This is a genomic window from Limnohabitans sp. DM1 (genome assembly GCF_001269385.1).
Lineage (GTDB): Bacteria > Pseudomonadota > Gammaproteobacteria > Burkholderiales > Burkholderiaceae_C > Limnohabitans_A.
Window position 1 is genome coordinate 35,026 of sequence record NZ_CXOO01000014.1, and the last position, 16,183, is coordinate 51,208.

The following is a 16,183-nucleotide window of genomic DNA, read 5'->3' on the forward strand; positions in this document are numbered from 1 at the left end:
CCGCCAAAGCGGGGTCCAGAATCGTCAGCCTTTGATCAGATCCACGATCTGCTGCAAAGCGGCCGGATCGTCCATGGTGGTCAGGTCGCCCGGATCCCGCCCCTCGGCCACGGCCTGAATGGCCCGGCGCAGCAACTTGCCGCTGCGCGTCTTGGGCAAGGCCGTGACAAACAGCACGCGAGATGGCCTGGCGACCGCGCCCAGCTGAGAGTCCACCACTTTCATGACCTCGCCTTCGAGCTTGAGGCGCGCTGCCGCGTCCGTCAGGCCCGAGGTGTCCTTGGCAATGGCAAAGGCCATGGCCACCTGCCCTTTGAGCTGATCGGCCACACCGACCACCGCCACTTCGGCGATGTTGGGGTGGCTGGAGATGCTTTCCTCGATCTCGCGGGTGCCCAGGCGGTGACCGGCCACGTTGATCACGTCGTCGGTGCGGCCCAAGATGAAGAAGTAGCCGTCTTCGTCACGCACCGCCCAGTCGAAGGTGCTGTAAACCAGCTTGTTCGGCACCGTCTTCCAGTAGGTCTTGACGAAACGCTCGTCGTCGCCCCAAATGGTTTGCAGGTTGCCGGGCGGCAGCGGGCCTTCGATGGTCAACACGCCTTTTTGATTAGCGCCGGTCAACTCTTCGCCCGTCTGGTCGTCGACCAGCTTGACGTTGTAGCCATAAATCGCCTTGCCGGGCGAGCCGAACTTGCTGGGCGCTTTTTCCACACCGTTGCAGATGCTCAAAATCGGCCAGCCGGTTTCGGTCTGCCAGTAGTTGTCGATGATGGCCTTGCCGTTCAGGCCTTCTGAAATCCACTTGGCGGTCGGCTCGTCCAGTGGCTCACCGGCCAGGAACAGCGCCTGCAGGCTCGACAGGTCGTATTTGGTCAGCAACGCAGGGTCTTGCTTTTTGAGCACACGGATGGCGGTGGGGGCGCTGAACATGACCTGGACTTTGTACTTCTCGACCAAGCTCCACCAGATGCCGCCGTCGGGGCGGATGGGCAGGCCTTCGTAGAGGATGGTGGCCATGCCGCCGATCAGTGGTCCGTAGATGATGTAGCTGTGGCCCACCACCCAGCCGATGTCGCTGGTGCAGAAAAAGGTGCCGCCCGGCTTGCCTTCAAAGATGTTGGGAATGCTGGCAGCCAGGGCCACGGTGTAGCCCCCGGTGTCGCGCTGCACGCCCTTGGGCTTGCCGGTGGTGCCCGAGGTGTAGAGCGTATAGCTGGGGTGCGTGGATTCGACCCAGACGCACGGCACGACCGCATCCATGTGCTTGGCGCGCTCGGTGGCGTAATCCACATCGCGTCCGGCCACGGGCGTGAAAGCGACCAGTTGGCGGTCCACCATGACCACGTTGGCCGGTTTGTGGGCCGAGAGCTGGATGGCTTCGTCGAGCAGCGGCTTGTAAGAGACGGCTTTGCCGCCACGCGAACCGGCATCGGCGCTGATGATGACTTTGGGCGAGGCGTCCTCGATGCGGGTGGCCAGCGAGTGCGAGGCAAAACCACCAAACACCACCGAGTGGATCGCGCCCAAGCGCACGCAAGCCAGCATGGCAAAAGCCGCCTCGGCGATCATGGGCATGTAAATCAGCACGCGGTCGCCTTTGACCACGCCCAGGTCTTGCAAGATGGCAGCCATGCGCTGCACTTCGGCGTGCAGCTCACGGTAGGTGTAGGTTTTTTCCTGATCGGTTTCGGTCGAGACGAAGATCAAAGCGGGCTGGTCGGCGCGATCCGCCAGGTGGCGGTCCACCGCGTTGTGGCACAGGTTGGTCTCACCGCCCACGAACCACTTGGCAAAAGGCGGGTTGCTGTAATCACAGATTTGCTGGGGCTGGACTTTCCAGTCCACCAGTTTGGCCTGCTCGGCCCAAAAAGCGTCGCGGTCGTTGATCGACCGGGCATGAAATTCTGCGAAATTGCCCATGGATGTCTCCTGAAAACCCACCAAGTTGAAACCGAGGAAGGGGGCGATGGTCACGCACCGCCCTGCACTTCTGAATTCATAATTATGGTCAAGGTACTTGCAAGAAGCTGACTTTGTCACACGAAAGAATGACCACCTTCGCGTTCAAAGTCGCCCAATTTGTCTCACTTGAACAGGCTTTGCAGCAGCTTGAAGTCCGGGTGTTCGGCCGTTCTTACCCACTCAAATGCCACCATTTCGGTGGTCACCAATTCAGCCCCCGCCCCGGCCAGGCGGTCATAGGCGGCATCGCGGTTACGCTCGGTGCGCGATGTGCAGGCATCGGTCACCACCCACACCTCGAACTCGTCTTCCAGCAAGTCGAGTGCGGTTTGCATCAGGCAAATGTGCGCCTCGCACCCCGCGAGCACAATGCTTTTGCGCTCCTGCGTTGCAGCCTGGGGCTTTTGCAAATGGCGCGGCAAGCTGCGTGCGTTGCCTCGCGGTGCCTGAGGAGGCTCGGGTTGCAACCATTCACCCAAGCCCTCCTCCACCGCACTGAACTGCATTTTGGCCAAAACCTGGCGGCAATGAGTGCGTATTTCTGGCGGCATGACGCCCAAACGGGAAGGATTTTGCTCAGTGCCCCACGTCGGCACCTCCAGCACTTGAGCCAACTGGGCCAGCCGGGCAGCATTGGCCCACACACCATCGGCGTCGACCATCACGGGTTTTAGCTTGGCCTGAAAATCGACCAACACCAACTGACACGCTTGAACATCTATCAACATAAACACCCCATCTTTGATGGGTGCGATTGTCGCAGGCCCTGAAATGCCCCCGTGCCAAAGAAGATTCAAACACAGGGAGCTTTTGCTGACCAAAACATGAAATCCGTTATGCTCGACAGTTATGCGCGGGTTTTTTCTTTCATTTTTCTGGCTTTTGTTGTCCACAGCTGCCTTGGCGACACCTGCTGACGAAGATGCTCTCAAACCCTTGGTGGACAAAGGTTTGGTGTCTCAATTGACGGAGCACCTCTACAGCACTAAAGACAAAGCCGGTGACAAGGCCACGGGCCTCATCACCCAGGCCATGGATTTGCTGGGCGTGCCTTACAGGCGTGGCGGCAGCAGCGAATCTTCCGGGTTCGATTGCAGTGGTTTTGTGCGTCACCTCTATGAAAAATCGGTGGGCCAAATTTTGCCCCGCCGGGCAGAAGAGCAGGCACGCAGCACCGATGTGATCGAACGCAGCGATCTTCAACCCGGTGACCTGGTGTTTTTCAACACCATGAAGCGCGCCTTCAGTCATGTCGGCATTTATGTCGGTGACGGCAAATTCATCCATTCGCCACGCGCTGGCAAATCCGTCAAGATTGAAGACATGCGCAGCGCTTATTGGCACAACCGCTTCAATGGTGCCCGCCGGGTACCTGTGGAAGCCGAAACCTCCAAACCATGAAGACACAGATCGACCACCTGGTGGTCATGGCCGCCACATTGGAACAAGGCCAAGCATGGTGTGAAGACACGCTGGGCATCACACCGGCCGCAGGCGGAGAGCATGAAAAATACGGCACCCACAACCGCCTGTTCAAAATCGCCTCGCCCGCCCATCCACTGGCCTATTTTGAAATCATCGCCATCAACCCCGAAGCCGTGATGCCCAAGCGCGCACAAGTGGCCCGCTGGTTTGACATGGACGATCCCGTCTTGCAAAAGGCGGTGGCACATGAACCCCGACTCGTCACCTTTGTGGCCAGCACCGATGACATCAAGGCCGCGCGGCATGCGTTGCGCACCCAAGGTATCGAGCGCGGCCAAATTGTGCACGCCAGTCGCAAATCCAGCAAAGGTATTTTGAACTGGCAAATCACCGTACGTGAAGACGGTGAGCGCCTCTTCAATGGCACCCTGCCCACCTTGATCCAATGGGGCAAACCCGACGCGACCGAACCGCTTCGCCTGCACCCGCGCAACAGCCTGCCCCGCTCGGGCGTAACGCTGCAAAGCATCGCCATCAGCCACCCCAGCGGACCCAAACTGCAATCGGCCTATGCTGCCATCGGCCTGGAAGGCATCCCCATTGACAGCGGCCCTGCAGACATCGTCGCCACCCTCAAGACTCCCAAAGGACTGGTGAAGCTGCACAGCTTCGGCATCTGAGGCCGCAGGCGGTTATTGCGAGCGAAGCACGGCAATCCAGTCAAGACAGGGGCTGCTTACCGCGCCATCAATGGCTCAGGCCGTTGGTGTGTGTGCATCGTTGGGCAGCGTGGCCAACAGCGCCATGCCCGTAGCCATGACAGCCGCAGTGAGCCACAGCGCCCCCTTGAAACTGCCTGTGGCCTGAGCCATGGCCCCGGCCACCACCGGCGCAATCACTTGTGCGGCGCCATAGCTCAGGGTCAGGCGGGCCATGGCTTTGCCCGGGTTTTGCGGTGCACGCCGCCCCACCAGGGCCAGCGTCATGCTCACAATGCCGATGAACGTGGCGCCGTAACCAATGGCACCGCCCAATGCAGCCGCAAGCGTCCCCGACAAAGCAGGCAAGATCACCGACACCGTCTGCAAGCCAAAAGCCAACAACAAAGCCCGTGTGTCACCCCAGCGCCGGGCCACCTTGTCCCACAAAAACACCGCAGGCATGGCCGCCAAACCCACCAGAGCCCAGGCCAGTGCGCCCTGCCCGGCCAAAGCCGGTTCACGCTCCACAATCGCCACCGTGAAAGTGGCGCTGATCACAAAGCCCCAACCGGCGGCAAAGTAGCTGCCCGCCATGGTCAGCATCCAGCGGCGCGAGACCTTGTTGGTGGAGTGGGCCTCGCTGACCACTGCGGGCGCAGGCGGCACGGGTGGCCGCCATGCCCAGGCGGGCACAAAAAACACCAGCCCGATAGCCGCCATGGCCAACCACTGGTCAGACCACAAAGCCCAGATTTTGGACACGCCCCAAACACCCACCGCCGACACCACAATGCCCAGGCCCAGGCCAATGAAATGCACCCCCAGCTCGGGCCGTCGCCCTTGACGCATCAGCCAGCCCAGCACCAGACCGGCGCCCAGCAACATGCCCGTGGCCCCACACAAACCACCCAGATAACGCCACAGTGCCCAGGCCGGCATCCAGGTCGATAAGGCCATGGCCGCTACCGTGAGCAGCGACAACCACAAACCCATGCTGTAGAGCCGGTGGCGCCAGCGCACATCGTCGATCCAGGCAGCGGCCAACGCGCCCGACATGTAGCCTGCGTAATTGATGGCCGCCAAGGCCCCGGCACTCGCGTCGTTCAGCCCGGTTTGCAATTGCAAAGCAGGCAGCAAAGGGGTGTAGGCAAAGCGGGCCAGGCCGATGGTGAGCACCAGGCCAAAAATGCCGCCAATGATGACTTGCCAGGGTCGAAGATGCGATGCGTCAGTGCTCATGTGTTACTCGTGTTCAATACCAAGGGCCATTGCGGCAGCCTCGGGCGCACATTGTGACGCAGCCCACTGATCCAAGCTGTTGCCGCCCTGACAAGCCTGTGCAGCCATGACCTGTGAGTCTGTGACCCCTTGCTTGTCAGCGTTGTTGCCGAAGGCTGCCTCTCATGAACAGGAGCGCACCAAGCCAGCTTGCACATCCCGGTCAAACTGCGCCATCGCATCAAGGGTCACGGGGTCGGTGGCCAAGCCTGCTGCAAACTCGGGGCGCACCGTGACCGCGTGGGCACCCACAGCGATCAAACGCGACAGTACGTCGGCCGATTTGATGCTGGCGGCCAGCAGTTGCAAGCCATCAGACTGCACCGCGACACAGGCTTCGATCAGTGACCACACATCGCGGCCATCGGCTTGCAGGCGGCCTACATAGGGCGCGACAAAATTGGCACCTTGCGCCCTTGCCCACAGCAGTTGCATCGGGTTGGACAAGCCCGTCAGCAAGGTGGGCACGCCCCAAGCCTGCACCTCGCGCAGCACCGGCTGCCAGTCGGGATGGCACGGCAGCTTGATGGTCAGGCGTACGTGGGCCTGCACGGCAACGGGCAGCAGCACTTCAAGCCACTGGGCGGCTTCGCCCACGTCGGCGCGGGGCAGTTGCAGCATCAGCTCAGGAATGCGGGCCTCGCCCGCCTGCGCCACCAGCTGCAGATAGCCGCTCAGACTGACCGGCAAACCGGCTTGAATGACCAGCGTGGGGTTGGTCGTCACGCCATGCACTGGCGGGCAGCCTGCGGGCAGCGCCCATTGGCGGGCATCGGCCGAGTCAAGGTAGAACTTCATGCGGCGTCCTGTTTCAGGAAGATGTCCTTGTCCGGAAAAAACTGGCTGTGCAGCGGCAGCAAGGCTCCGCCTAACGCACGGGCGTGCGCCCCCACCTGCCCCGCCAAGAGGGGCGGTTGGTGCATGCCGTCAAACCGGTACTGGCCCAGCGCCTCTTGCGTGGCAGCCATCAAGGCGGACATCAGCGGCGCACCGAGAGAGCCGTCCATCACCACCGCGTCCAGGTCGAGCAAGGCGGCGGCACTGGCCACCGTCATGGCCAGGGCTTGACTGGCTTGGGCGATCCACGGTTCGGTGAATTCGGCATAAGCCGCATCCATGATGGCGCTTTGGTGAATGAGCAAAGGGTTGTGGCCTGCGGCCAGAAAGGCTTGTTCGAGCTGCCAGCCCGAGGCTTTTTGCAGCAGCTGCGGCGGCATGCCTGAGCACGTCGATGCCAAACCCACAGGGAGTGAGCCAATCGCCCCGGCGTTGCCTCGCTCGCCGTTCATGATGTGGCCCGACAGCACCAGGCCACCGCCGATGAAGGTGCCCACAAACACATACAAAAAACTGCGCACGCTGCGACCATGGCCCTTCAGCAATTCGGCCACGCAGGCGGCGGTGGTGTCTTTGGCAAATACCACCGGCAAATCGGTCAGGCGCTGCACTTGTGCGGGCAAGTCGATGTGCTCCCAGCGGGCCAGGGCTTGTGCAGCCGGCCCACCCATCAGGTCGGCCCACTTGTGTAGCGACAGTGGTGCGGTCAGGCCCACACCCACGGTGCGGGGCCAGAGATCGCCCATGCGCTCTTTCAGCGTGTGCAAGCCTTGCGCCATTGACTCCAACAAGACATCCGGGTCGGGGTAGTCGTACACCACCTCCACGCGTTCCACCGGCTGGCCAGTGAAATCAGCCACCAACAGCTCCAGATTGCGCCGCCCCACCTGAATACCCACGCTGAACGCCCCTTGCGGGTTGAGCGACAGCGGCACCGAGGGCTGGCCGATTTTGCCGCGCACACGGTCTTGCTTGACGAGCAAACCGTCGTCCAGCAATCGGCCCACGATGATGGCCACCGTCTGGGTGGACAGCTGGGTCAGGCGGGCCAAATCGGCTTTGGGGATGGCCCCGTGGTGGCGGATGGCCTGCAGCACGATGCGCTCGTTGAACTGGCGCATCCCGACGTGGTTGGAACCACGCATGGCTGAATTCGGGGTGGCGCTGTTCATGTCAGGAATGCTGGAAAAAATTAAACAAGTATCACGCCTTTGCAATAGAAGGCGTTGCCGTAGGCCGTGCCTTCTCCGCTTTGCGCGATCAGGCTGGCCCTTTCATTTTCTCGTAAAACGCATTTCGCTCCACGGTTTCGACCTGTTCGGACTCGAAGCCTTCGGCCACCACCAGATCGACCACGGCCTGCTGGACCGCCGTGCGGTGCTCGTCTGCGCTGTGGCACACACGCATGAAGGCCGCAGGCTGCGCCACATCGGTGACCAGCGGAAACACCAACAGCACGGCTAGGCTTACCCGCTCCAGGCTGTGGCCGGGAATACGCCCCCGGCTTGCCTTGGTTCAAAAATCAGCCTTGAATTTGGCGTCCACGAAGGCAGCGTGCTCACCAGGCAAGAATCGGAAACGGGCATCGGTCAGGGCTTTGTCGCCTACGCAGTGCCTGGTCAGTTGTTGGATTTCGAGAACAGATTGGATGAACGACATGGCAACCCCTTAGCATGGAATGGGACAAGCATCGCGCATTTGTTTTGTCTGTTAATTAGTAAAACTACTGGGTTTACTTAGTCGATAATTTCGATTCCAATCCGTTTGCGGTCACAGAACAGGTTTTCTGCCCGGTACGAAGCCCACAACAGAGATAAGACCCATGATCACCAGACGCACATTCCCCCGCCACGCCCGCACTAAAGCTGCGGCCACCGTGTTCACATCGGCCCTGGCGGCTGACATCACGGTGGCCTACATCACCAACGGCAACACAAACGAAGGCTGGACGCTGATCAACGGCGATGCCCAAAAAGCCGGACAAGCCAAAGGGGTCAAGTTCATCGAGTTGGCCGCTGACAAAGGCGAGTTGTCACGTCAGCCGGCCATCGTGGAAGACATGATCACCCGCAAAGTCAATGCGATTGGCAACGCGCCGATGGACTCGGCCGTCATCGCCCACGCCATCAATGAGGCTCTGACCGCTGACATTGCCGTGGTCGCGGTGGACACCGGCACCACCTGCACCAAGTTCATATCTTGTGAACACGGGCAACCTGTCCAACATCCTGGTGCAGGCCTCGGTGATCGCCTTTTTCGCGGGTAAACAAACCTTTGTGATCCTGACGTGCGGTTTGGATCAACGAGGTTCGGCGCAAGCATGTGCTCAAAAAATAAGTTCCCTTGATCTGATCCAGATGCTTGCATTGACTTTCCCCCTTGATTGATCCAGCCCCAAGATGTCTGCCTTGATTGTTCCCCTGCAGGAGCGGTACCCCCGCCGAGATAGACATTCGCGGACCACTACCCTATCACCCCAAGTGCGGGGCTCCTGCAAATTCACGCAAGGCGGGAATTCACACGCCCCCCATCATCCACTGCCACTTTTCACAGCCATGACCACTTCCATTTTTGTACTCGGTGAAGCCCTGATGGACTGCATCGCGCAGCCCGATGGCCAATTGCGCCCCCTGATGGGCGGCAGCCCCTTCAACCTGGCCCGAGCCGCTGCCCTGCGCGGAGCCCGCGTGGCTTACCTCAACCCCTTGTCAAGCGACCTGTTCGGGCAGGCCATGGCTCGGCAACTGCATCAAGACGGTGTGGCGCTGCCCGGCGGCTCCAGCCCCCTGCCGACTTCGCTGGCCGTTGTGCAACTGCAGGAGGGCCAACCGAGCTACGGTTTTTACCGCGAAGGGATTGCCGACCGCGACTACACGGTGGACTCCATCCTCGCCCTGCTGCAGCAACAAGCCACGCCGGGCATCTTGCACACCGGCTCATTGGCCCTGGTACCGCCCGAACAAGGCAAAGTGCTGGCCATTGTGAAAGAAGCCAAGGCCCTGGGTTGGACCGTGAGCGTGGACATCAACCTGCGCCCCAAATTGACGGGCGATCTGGCCGCGTACTTGGTTGCGGTGCGCACGGTCATGGAGCATGCTGACTGGCTCAAGGCCAGCGACGAAGACCTGGAATCCCTGGGTTTTGCAAACGTCAAACGGATCGAATCGGCCTGTCTGGTTCAAGCACTGCGTGCCAGTGCGCAAGCGGGTGCATTGCGCCGCATTGCCCTCACCTTTGGAGGTGACGGCGCTTACCTCGACATTGACGGCCACAATCACAATCTGCCCGTGCCCCGAATCACCGTGGCCGACACCGTCGGCGCTGGTGACACCTTCTGGGGCCACACCCTGGCCGACTGGGCCATGCAGCCGCTGGGTGCTGGCGAACGCGTGAGCAGCACACTGGACCAGTCCATGAAAGCCGCCGCCATCAACTGTACCCGCCACGGCTGCCAGCCGCCGACGCGGGAAGAGGTGTTGGCGTTTTGAGACTCTAAGGTCAGAGCTGAAACTGCGGTCTGCCAGACACAGCCACTTGGGTGTTTGTCAGCGACTTTCGCGCCGACACGGTTTCAGCTGGCTTGGCGTACACGCCAAGCGCCGACCAGCGCGATGACGCCGGGCACCAAAATCAAAGCCCAAATGATCTTGGAAAGGTGTGTCTGCACAAAGGGCAAATTACCGAACAAGTAGCCCACCAAAATCAAGCCGACCACCCAAATCACACCGCCCACCACGTTGAAGAATGTGAATTTGCTGCGCGTCATCTCGGCCACGCCGGCCACAAAGGGCACAAAGGTGCGAACAAACGGCATGAAACGGGCCAGGATGATGGTGACGCCACCGTATTTTTCATAGAAGGCATGGGCCTGTAGGAAAGCCTGCCGGTTGAAAAACCGGGAATTCTCCCAGCGGAAAACCTTGGGACCGAAGTACCTGCCAATTGTGTAGTTGGTCTGGTCACCCAAAATGGCCGCCGCCAGCAGCAGGCCCATGGTCAAGGGTAAATTGAGCAATTCGGCACCACACAGGGCGCCCACAATGAACAGCAAGGAGTCGCCGGGCAAAAACGGCATGACCACCAGACCTGTCTCGATAAAAATGATCGCAAACAGCAAGGCATACACCCAGGCGCCATACTGGCCCACAAAGGCCTCCAGGTAACGGTCTACGTGGAGGATGAAATCAATGAGTTGCAGCAAGATGTCCATGCGCCGATTATCTCTGCACAAAAGCAGTGTCGGACAAGGCCGTCGAATCTTCTGATCGCAGCACCATGCCGTCTGCGTCGGCGTAGAGCCAGTCGCCAGGCTTCACCCAAACGCCTTGAATGAGGACCGACACATCGCGCAGCCCCTGATCGCATCGGACCGTGGGCATGGGGTGGAGTGCCAGTGCGCGGATTCCGATGGGCGTGGCCAAAAGTTCTGCTGCATCACGCACGCACCCATCAATCACCACACCCGCCCATCCATTGCGTGCGGCAGCTGCAGCCAAATTCCCCCCCATCAGAGCCCTGCGCAGTGAACCGGCACCGTCCACCACCAACACGCGTCCTGCGCCTTCGGATTCGACAGCCTTTTTGACCAGACTGTTGTCTTCATAACATTTGACGGTGACGACCTGGCCTGAAAATTTCAATCGCCCGCCAAAGTCTTTGAAGACTGGGGGCAAAACCCTGAAATGCGCCGATTCACCGGACTTGTTTTCATCGCAAAAATCGCATGTCGAAAAGGGATTGGCAGTTTGTAGTGTCATTCGTATAGCCCTTGAAAATGGACAAAGCCCAGAGTGAAACGCAGGCTTCTTACACAGGGCGTACGCCGAAAAAGGTGCAAAGCGCCTCGAAAGCAGCTTGAGCGAAACAAATACGCAACAACCCTGAGTAAAAGTTGACACATCTGCTTGGAAAGAGGCTGTTTCTCCAGTAGCATGCATCCAGCTGAAAACAAACTGTTTCTCAGCGGAGAAACCAACTTCCGATCAAAGGAACTTCCATCATGGCAACTGCGAAAAAAACCCCGGCAAAAAAAGCTGCTCCCGCTAAAAAAGCAGCACCAGCCAAAACAGCGGCTCCTGCTAAAACAGCAGCTGCCAAAGCGCCCGCTAAAAAGGCAGCTCCTGCCAAAAAGCGCACGCCCAACCCCGCTTTCATGAAAGCACTGACACCCAGCGCAGCCTTGGCTGCTGTGGTTGGCGCAACGCCACTGCCTCGCACTGAAGTGGTCAGCAAGATGTGGACTTACATCAAGAAGCACAACCTGCAAGACAGCGTGAACCGTCGCGCCATCAATGCCGACGACAAGCTCAAGGCGGTGTTCGGCAAGGCCCAGGTCACCATGTTTGAAATGGCTGGCTTGATCGGCAAGCACCTGAAGTAATTCAGACACACCCCATGAAAAAACCCGCCTCGGCGGGTTTTTTCATGGGCGCGCGGTGCAAGTGACGCGCCCCGAGCCCACGATTCAAGTTGCGGGTCTGGCCAATGCGGCATCGGTGATGGCCTGCAAAGTGCCTCGGGTGGTGATCACCTCGGGGTCCAGCATCACCTCGATCAATGTGCCTTGCGGGCGGGCCAGTGCAGCCGTCAAAGCAGATTCGAACTCATCGGTTTGGCGTATGCGGGTGGCCGCATAGCCATAAGCTTGGGCCAAGGCCACAAAGTCAGGGTTTTGCAGCTGCGAACCGGTGACGTGTTGCGGGTATTCACGCTCTTGGTGCATGCGGATCGTGCCGTACATGCCGTTGTTCAAAAGCACGATGATGGTTTTGGCGCCATGCTGAACGGCGGTGGCCAACTCTTGCCCATTCATCAAAAAATCGCCGTCCCCAGCGATGGTGAACACCAAGCGCCCTGTCAACAAGCTGGCCGCAATGCCCGCCGGCACGCCATAACCCATGGCCCCCACCGTGGGAGCCAATTGGGTCTTGTGCCCCTTGACCAAACCATGGTGCTTGAAAAAGCGGTGTATCCAGCTGGCAAAGTTGCCCGCGCCATTGGTCAAGACCGCATCGCTTGGTAAATGCTTTTGCAACAGTCCCACGATGGCAGGCATGTCAATGTCGCCGGGCAAATGTTGGGGCTGCAGGTTGCTCAGGTAAGCCTCATGAACTTGCTGCGTCCAGGCCGTCCAGGGCAAGTCAGGCGGCGCGGTCAGCACCTCCAGGCTTCGGGCTGCGGCATTCATGGTTGACAAAATGGCCAAGTCAGCCTGGTAGACGCGGTTCAATTCTTCTGCACTGCCATGGATGTGCGCCAGCTTTTGGACCGGCTTGGGCACCTGCAGCAGCGTGTAGCCACCGGTGGTCATCTCGCCCAAACGCGGGCCAATGGCCAAGATCAGGTCGGACTCTTTGATGCGTGCGGCCAAGGCGGGGTTGATGCCAATGCCCACATCACCAGCGTATTGGGGATGGTGGTTGTCGAAGGTGTCCTGAAAACGAAACGCATTGGCCACGGGCAATTGCCAATTTTCGGCAAAGCGCTGCAAGGCCTGAGCAGCTTGAACCGTCCAGCCGCCGCCACCACAAATGACCAAGGGTTGGCGCGCAGCCAGCAGCATGTCACGCAAACTGCGCAGTGCGCCGGGGTCGCTCCAGGCCTGCACGGGCTCCACGCGTGGCAGCGCCTGTGCTGCCTGAACGGGCTGGATCAGCATGTCTTCGGGCAGCACCAGCACCACGGGACCAGGGCGCCCGTTCATGGCCGTGGCAAATGCACGCGCCACATACTCGGGCAGGCGCTTGGGGTCGTCCACGCGCTCCACCCGTTTGGCCATGCCTTTGGTCGAGGGGCCAAAGAAATGCGTGTAGTCCATTTCCTGAAAGGCTTCACGATCGCGCGTATCGCTGGCCACGTCGCCCACAAACAGCACCATGGGCGTGGAGTCCTGAAAGGCCGTGTGCACTCCAATGGACGCATTGGTCGCGCCTGGGCCTCGTGTCACGAAACACACCCCCGGACGACCCGTGAGTCGCCCCTGGGCTTCGGCCATGAATGCGGCGCCGCCCTCCTGTCGACAGGTCACAAAGCGAATCTGGTCACGGTGCAGATGAAAACCGTCCAGCACCGCCAGATAGCTTTCGCCTGGCACCCCGAAAGCATGGGTAACGCCTTGGGCCAAAAGGCATTCAACAAGCAGGTGGCCAGCGATTTTTGAGTTCATGGGGCGCATTGTGCCCACACCCACTCGTCGGCGCTGTCACACCGGTTGAGGGGTGCCACGCAGACCTTTGGACATTGACAAAAAAGGGCTGGATGTCGCCATCCAGCCCCTCTCATCCACCTATCAAGGTTCAGGCTGCGGTTTCGAGCACTTTAAAGTCAAACTGCCCGGGGTGCTGAACAGGGTCCACCGACACTTCGATGGTGCTCTTGGGCAAGAAACGCCCTTCCAGCAGCAAACGGGACAAGGGGTTTTCAAGGCGCTGCTGGATCGCCCGTTTCAAGGGACGGGCACCAAACACCGGATCAAAACCCACTTTGGCCAGTTCCGCCAAGGCTGCCGGGGTGACCTGCAGGCCCAGATCCATGCGGGCCAGGCGGTCTTTGAGCGCTTGCAGCTGGATGCTGGCAATCGAGGCAATGTGCTGGGCATCCAGTCCGTGGAACACCACCGTCTCATCAATGCGGTTCAAAAACTCAGGGCGGAAATGGGCTTTGAGTTCATCCCACACCGCGTCCTTGATGTCTTCGGCGGGCTGCCCCACCATGGCCTGAATCAGGTGCGAGCCCAAATTCGAGGTCATCACGATCACCGTGTTCTTGAAGTCCACGGTGCGGCCCTGCCCATCGGTCAGGCGACCATCGTCGAGCACTTGCAGCAGGATGTTGAAAACATCCGGATGGGCTTTTTCGACCTCATCGAGCAGCAACACGCTGTAAGGCTTGCGGCGCACGGCCTCGGTCAGGTAACCGCCCTCCTCGTACCCCACATAGCCTGGAGGCGCGCCGATCAGGCGGGCCACCGAATGCTTTTCCATGAACTCACTCATGTCCACCCGGATCAGGTGGTCTTCGCTGTCAAACAGGAAACCCGCCAAGGCCTTGCACAGCTCGGTTTTGCCTACACCGGTGGGGCCCAGGAACAGGAAAGAGCCTGTTGGACGGTTGGGGTCGGACAAGCCCGAGCGCGAACGGCGAATCGCATTGGCCACAGCGGCGATGGCCTCGTCTTGCCCCACCACGCGCTGGTGCAGTTTGACTTCCATCTGCAACAACTTTTCACGCTCGCCCTGCATCATCTTGGACACCGGAATGCCGGTGGCACGGGAAACGACTTCCGCAATTTCTTCAGCCCCCACCTGGGTACGCAACAAGCGGTGCATCGGCTTTTCACCGGGTGCCGCCTCTTTGGCTTGCACTTCTTTGAGCGTTTTTTCCAAAGCGGGCAGCTGGCCGTATTGCAACTCGGCCACTTTGTTGAAATCGCCCTGGCGGGTCAACTCTTCGATTTGCTGGCGCAATTGGTCAATCTGCTCACGCACTTGCTGACCGCCTTGTGCCTGCGCTTTTTCAGCGTGCCAGATTTCTTCCAGATCGGAGGCTTCTTTTTGCAGCTTGACGATTTCTTCTTCAATCAAGGCAAAGCGTTTTTGCGAGGCCTCATCGTGCTCCCTGCGCACCGCTTCACGCTCGATCTGCAACTGGATCAGACGCCGATCCAGCTTGTCCATGACTTCGGGCTTGGAGTCGATTTCAATCTTGATCTTGGCCGCCGCTTCATCGATCAGGTCAATGGCTTTGTCGGGCAGGAAACGGTCGGTGATGTAGCGGTGGCTCAGCTCGGCTGCGGCCACAATGGCCGGGTCGGTGATGTCTACGCCGTGGTGGATTTCGTACTTCTCTTGCAGCCCACGCAAGATGGCAATGGTGGCTTCCACGCTGGGCTCGTTGACCAGAATTTTCTGGAAACGGCGCTCCAGGGCCGCGTCTTTTTCGATGTATTTGCGGTACTCGTCCAGCGTGGTCGCGCCCACGCAATGGAGCTCGCCCCGGGCCAGTGCGGGCTTGAGCATATTGCCCGCGTCCATGGCGCCTTCGGCTTTGCCTGCGCCCACCATGGTGTGCAGCTCATCAATGAAGACGATGGTCTGCCCCTCGTCCTTGGCCAACTCGCTGAGCACGGTTTTCAGGCGCTCTTCAAACTCGCCACGGAACTTAGCCCCAGCGAGCAAAGCGGCCATGTCGAGCGACAGCACGCGTTTGCCTTTGAGCGAGTCGGGCACCTCACCAGCCACAATGCGCTGGGCCAGGCCCTCGACAATCGCGGTCTTGCCCACGCCTGGCTCGCCGATCAGCACCGGGTTGTTTTTGGTGCGGCGCTGCAAAACCTGGATGGCGCGACGAATCTCGTCGTCCCGGCCAATGACCGGGTCCAGCTTGCCCAAGCGGGCACGCTCTGTCAGGTCGATGCAGTATTTCTTGAGGGCTTCGCGCTGGCCTTCCGACTCGGCACTGCCCACGGATTCGCCGCCTCGAATGGCCGTGATGGCGGTCTCCAGACTTTTGCGGTTCAGGCCATATTCTTTGGCCATGCGCCCCAATTCGGCTTTGTGGTCAGCCACGGCCAGCAAAAACAGTTCGCTGGCAATGAAGGCATCCCCCCGCTTGATGGACTCTTTCTCGGCCGCCTGCAGCAGCTTGACCAACTCCGGGCCGACTTGCACCTGGTCTTGCCCTGTCACCAGAGGCAAACGCGCCACAGCAGCTTCGGATGCGGCCTGCAGGCCCTGCACCTGCACGCCCGCACGCAAAAGCAAGGCTTTGGGGCCATCGTCTTGTTTGAGCATGGTCACCAGCAGGTGCACAGGTTCAATGTAGGCATGATCCCGTCCCAAGGCCAAAGATTGGGCATCAGCGAGGGCTTCTTGAAATTTGGTGGTCAATTTGTCAATGCGCATAAAGGTTCTCCAATGCTTCCTAACTTGGGGGATGCAAGACATTTTCAAGGCCGCAGCAGGCTTTGGAGTTTGCCT

16 protein-coding genes are annotated in these 16,183 nt (G+C 59.9%); 5 read left to right on the forward strand and 11 right to left on the reverse strand.

What is annotated here, in order from left to right; translation table 11 throughout:
- Window positions 1-24: 24 nt before the first annotated feature.
- Both AMM33_RS05165 and AMM33_RS05170 read right to left on the reverse strand, forming a co-directional pair.
- Window positions 25-1,923 carry a propionate--CoA ligase gene (locus AMM33_RS05165; protein WP_090139560.1) on the reverse strand — a complete coding sequence of 633 codons (1,899 nt, stop codon included), beginning with the start codon at window positions 1,921-1,923 and terminating at the stop codon, window positions 25-27.
- Between the two features lie 164 nt (window positions 1,924-2,087).
- The gene (locus AMM33_RS05170; protein ID WP_090139562.1) at window positions 2,088-2,693 is read right to left on the reverse strand and encodes an isochorismatase family protein; all 606 of its coding nucleotides are present in this window, start codon (window positions 2,691-2,693) and stop codon (window positions 2,088-2,090) included.
- A gap of 121 nt (window positions 2,694-2,814) precedes the next feature.
- Here AMM33_RS05170 and AMM33_RS05175 point away from each other — a divergent pair, with 121 nt between their 5' ends.
- Together AMM33_RS05175 and AMM33_RS05180 are read left to right on the forward strand one after the other, a co-directional pair.
- Entirely contained in the window at window positions 2,815-3,366 is a 552-nt protein-coding gene (locus AMM33_RS05175; protein WP_090139318.1) for a C40 family peptidase, read from the forward strand.
- Entirely contained in the window at window positions 3,363-4,070 is a 708-nt protein-coding gene (locus AMM33_RS05180; protein WP_090139319.1) for a VOC family protein, read from the forward strand. Before AMM33_RS05175 ends, AMM33_RS05180 begins: the two co-directional genes overlap by 4 nt.
- 75 nt (window positions 4,071-4,145) lie before the next feature.
- On the opposite strand, the gene AMM33_RS05185 is transcribed toward AMM33_RS05180, so the two are convergent.
- The 5 genes from AMM33_RS05185 to AMM33_RS21780 form a co-directional block, all read right to left on the reverse strand.
- Window positions 4,146-5,330: a YbfB/YjiJ family MFS transporter gene (locus tag AMM33_RS05185; RefSeq protein WP_090139320.1), complete on the reverse strand. Its 1,185-nt coding sequence runs from the start codon at window positions 5,328-5,330 to the stop codon at window positions 4,146-4,148.
- 162 nt (window positions 5,331-5,492) lie between these two features.
- Window positions 5,493-6,167, reverse strand: coding sequence for a transaldolase family protein (locus tag AMM33_RS05190; protein ID WP_090139321.1), 675 nt, complete (start codon window positions 6,165-6,167; stop codon window positions 5,493-5,495).
- Entirely contained in the window at window positions 6,164-7,378 is a 1,215-nt protein-coding gene (locus AMM33_RS05195; protein ID WP_090139322.1) for an ROK family transcriptional regulator, read from the reverse strand. Before AMM33_RS05195 ends, AMM33_RS05190 begins: the two co-directional genes overlap by 4 nt.
- An 88-nt stretch (window positions 7,379-7,466) precedes the next feature.
- Window positions 7,467-7,664 (reverse strand): RbsD/FucU family protein, encoded by a 198-nt coding sequence (locus AMM33_RS05200; RefSeq protein ID WP_090139323.1) that lies wholly within the window; start codon window positions 7,662-7,664, stop codon window positions 7,467-7,469.
- 57 nt (window positions 7,665-7,721) lie between these two features.
- The gene (locus tag AMM33_RS21780; RefSeq protein ID WP_194945252.1) at window positions 7,722-7,865 is read right to left on the reverse strand and encodes a hypothetical protein; all 144 of its coding nucleotides are present in this window, start codon (window positions 7,863-7,865) and stop codon (window positions 7,722-7,724) included.
- A gap of 163 nt (window positions 7,866-8,028) precedes the next feature.
- Here AMM33_RS21780 and AMM33_RS05205 point away from each other — a divergent pair, with 163 nt between their 5' ends.
- Entirely contained in the window at window positions 8,029-8,472 is a 444-nt protein-coding gene (locus AMM33_RS05205) for a substrate-binding domain-containing protein (protein WP_090139324.1), read from the forward strand.
- A 289-nt stretch (window positions 8,473-8,761) separates the two neighbouring features.
- Window positions 8,762-9,694 (forward strand): PfkB family carbohydrate kinase, encoded by a 933-nt coding sequence (locus AMM33_RS05210; RefSeq protein WP_194945253.1) that lies wholly within the window; start codon window positions 8,762-8,764, stop codon window positions 9,692-9,694.
- Between the two features lie 83 nt (window positions 9,695-9,777).
- Here AMM33_RS05210 and AMM33_RS05215 read toward each other — a convergent pair whose 3' ends face one another.
- On the reverse strand, window positions 9,778-10,416 hold the full coding sequence (locus AMM33_RS05215; protein ID WP_090139326.1) for a DedA family protein: 639 nt from the start codon (window positions 10,414-10,416) through the stop codon (window positions 9,778-9,780).
- A gap of 7 nt (window positions 10,417-10,423) precedes the next feature.
- A complete protein-coding gene (gene rraA, locus AMM33_RS05220; RefSeq protein ID WP_090139327.1) occupies window positions 10,424-10,963 on the reverse strand; it encodes a ribonuclease E activity regulator RraA in 540 nt (179 codons plus the stop codon).
- 242 nt (window positions 10,964-11,205) lie between these two features.
- On the opposite strand from rraA, the gene AMM33_RS05225 reads away from it, so the two are divergent.
- Entirely contained in the window at window positions 11,206-11,586 is a 381-nt protein-coding gene (locus tag AMM33_RS05225; RefSeq protein WP_090139328.1) for an SWIB/MDM2 domain-containing protein, read from the forward strand.
- Window positions 11,587-11,670: 84 nt separating this feature from the next.
- Here AMM33_RS05225 and AMM33_RS05230 read toward each other — a convergent pair whose 3' ends face one another.
- Together AMM33_RS05230 and clpB are read right to left on the reverse strand one after the other, a co-directional pair.
- Entirely contained in the window at window positions 11,671-13,371 is a 1,701-nt protein-coding gene (locus AMM33_RS05230; RefSeq protein WP_090139564.1) for a thiamine pyrophosphate-binding protein, read from the reverse strand.
- Between the two features lie 130 nt (window positions 13,372-13,501).
- A complete protein-coding gene (gene clpB, locus AMM33_RS05235; protein ID WP_090139329.1) occupies window positions 13,502-16,108 on the reverse strand; it encodes an ATP-dependent chaperone ClpB in 2,607 nt (868 codons plus the stop codon).
- Window positions 16,109-16,183 lie beyond the last annotated feature (75 nt).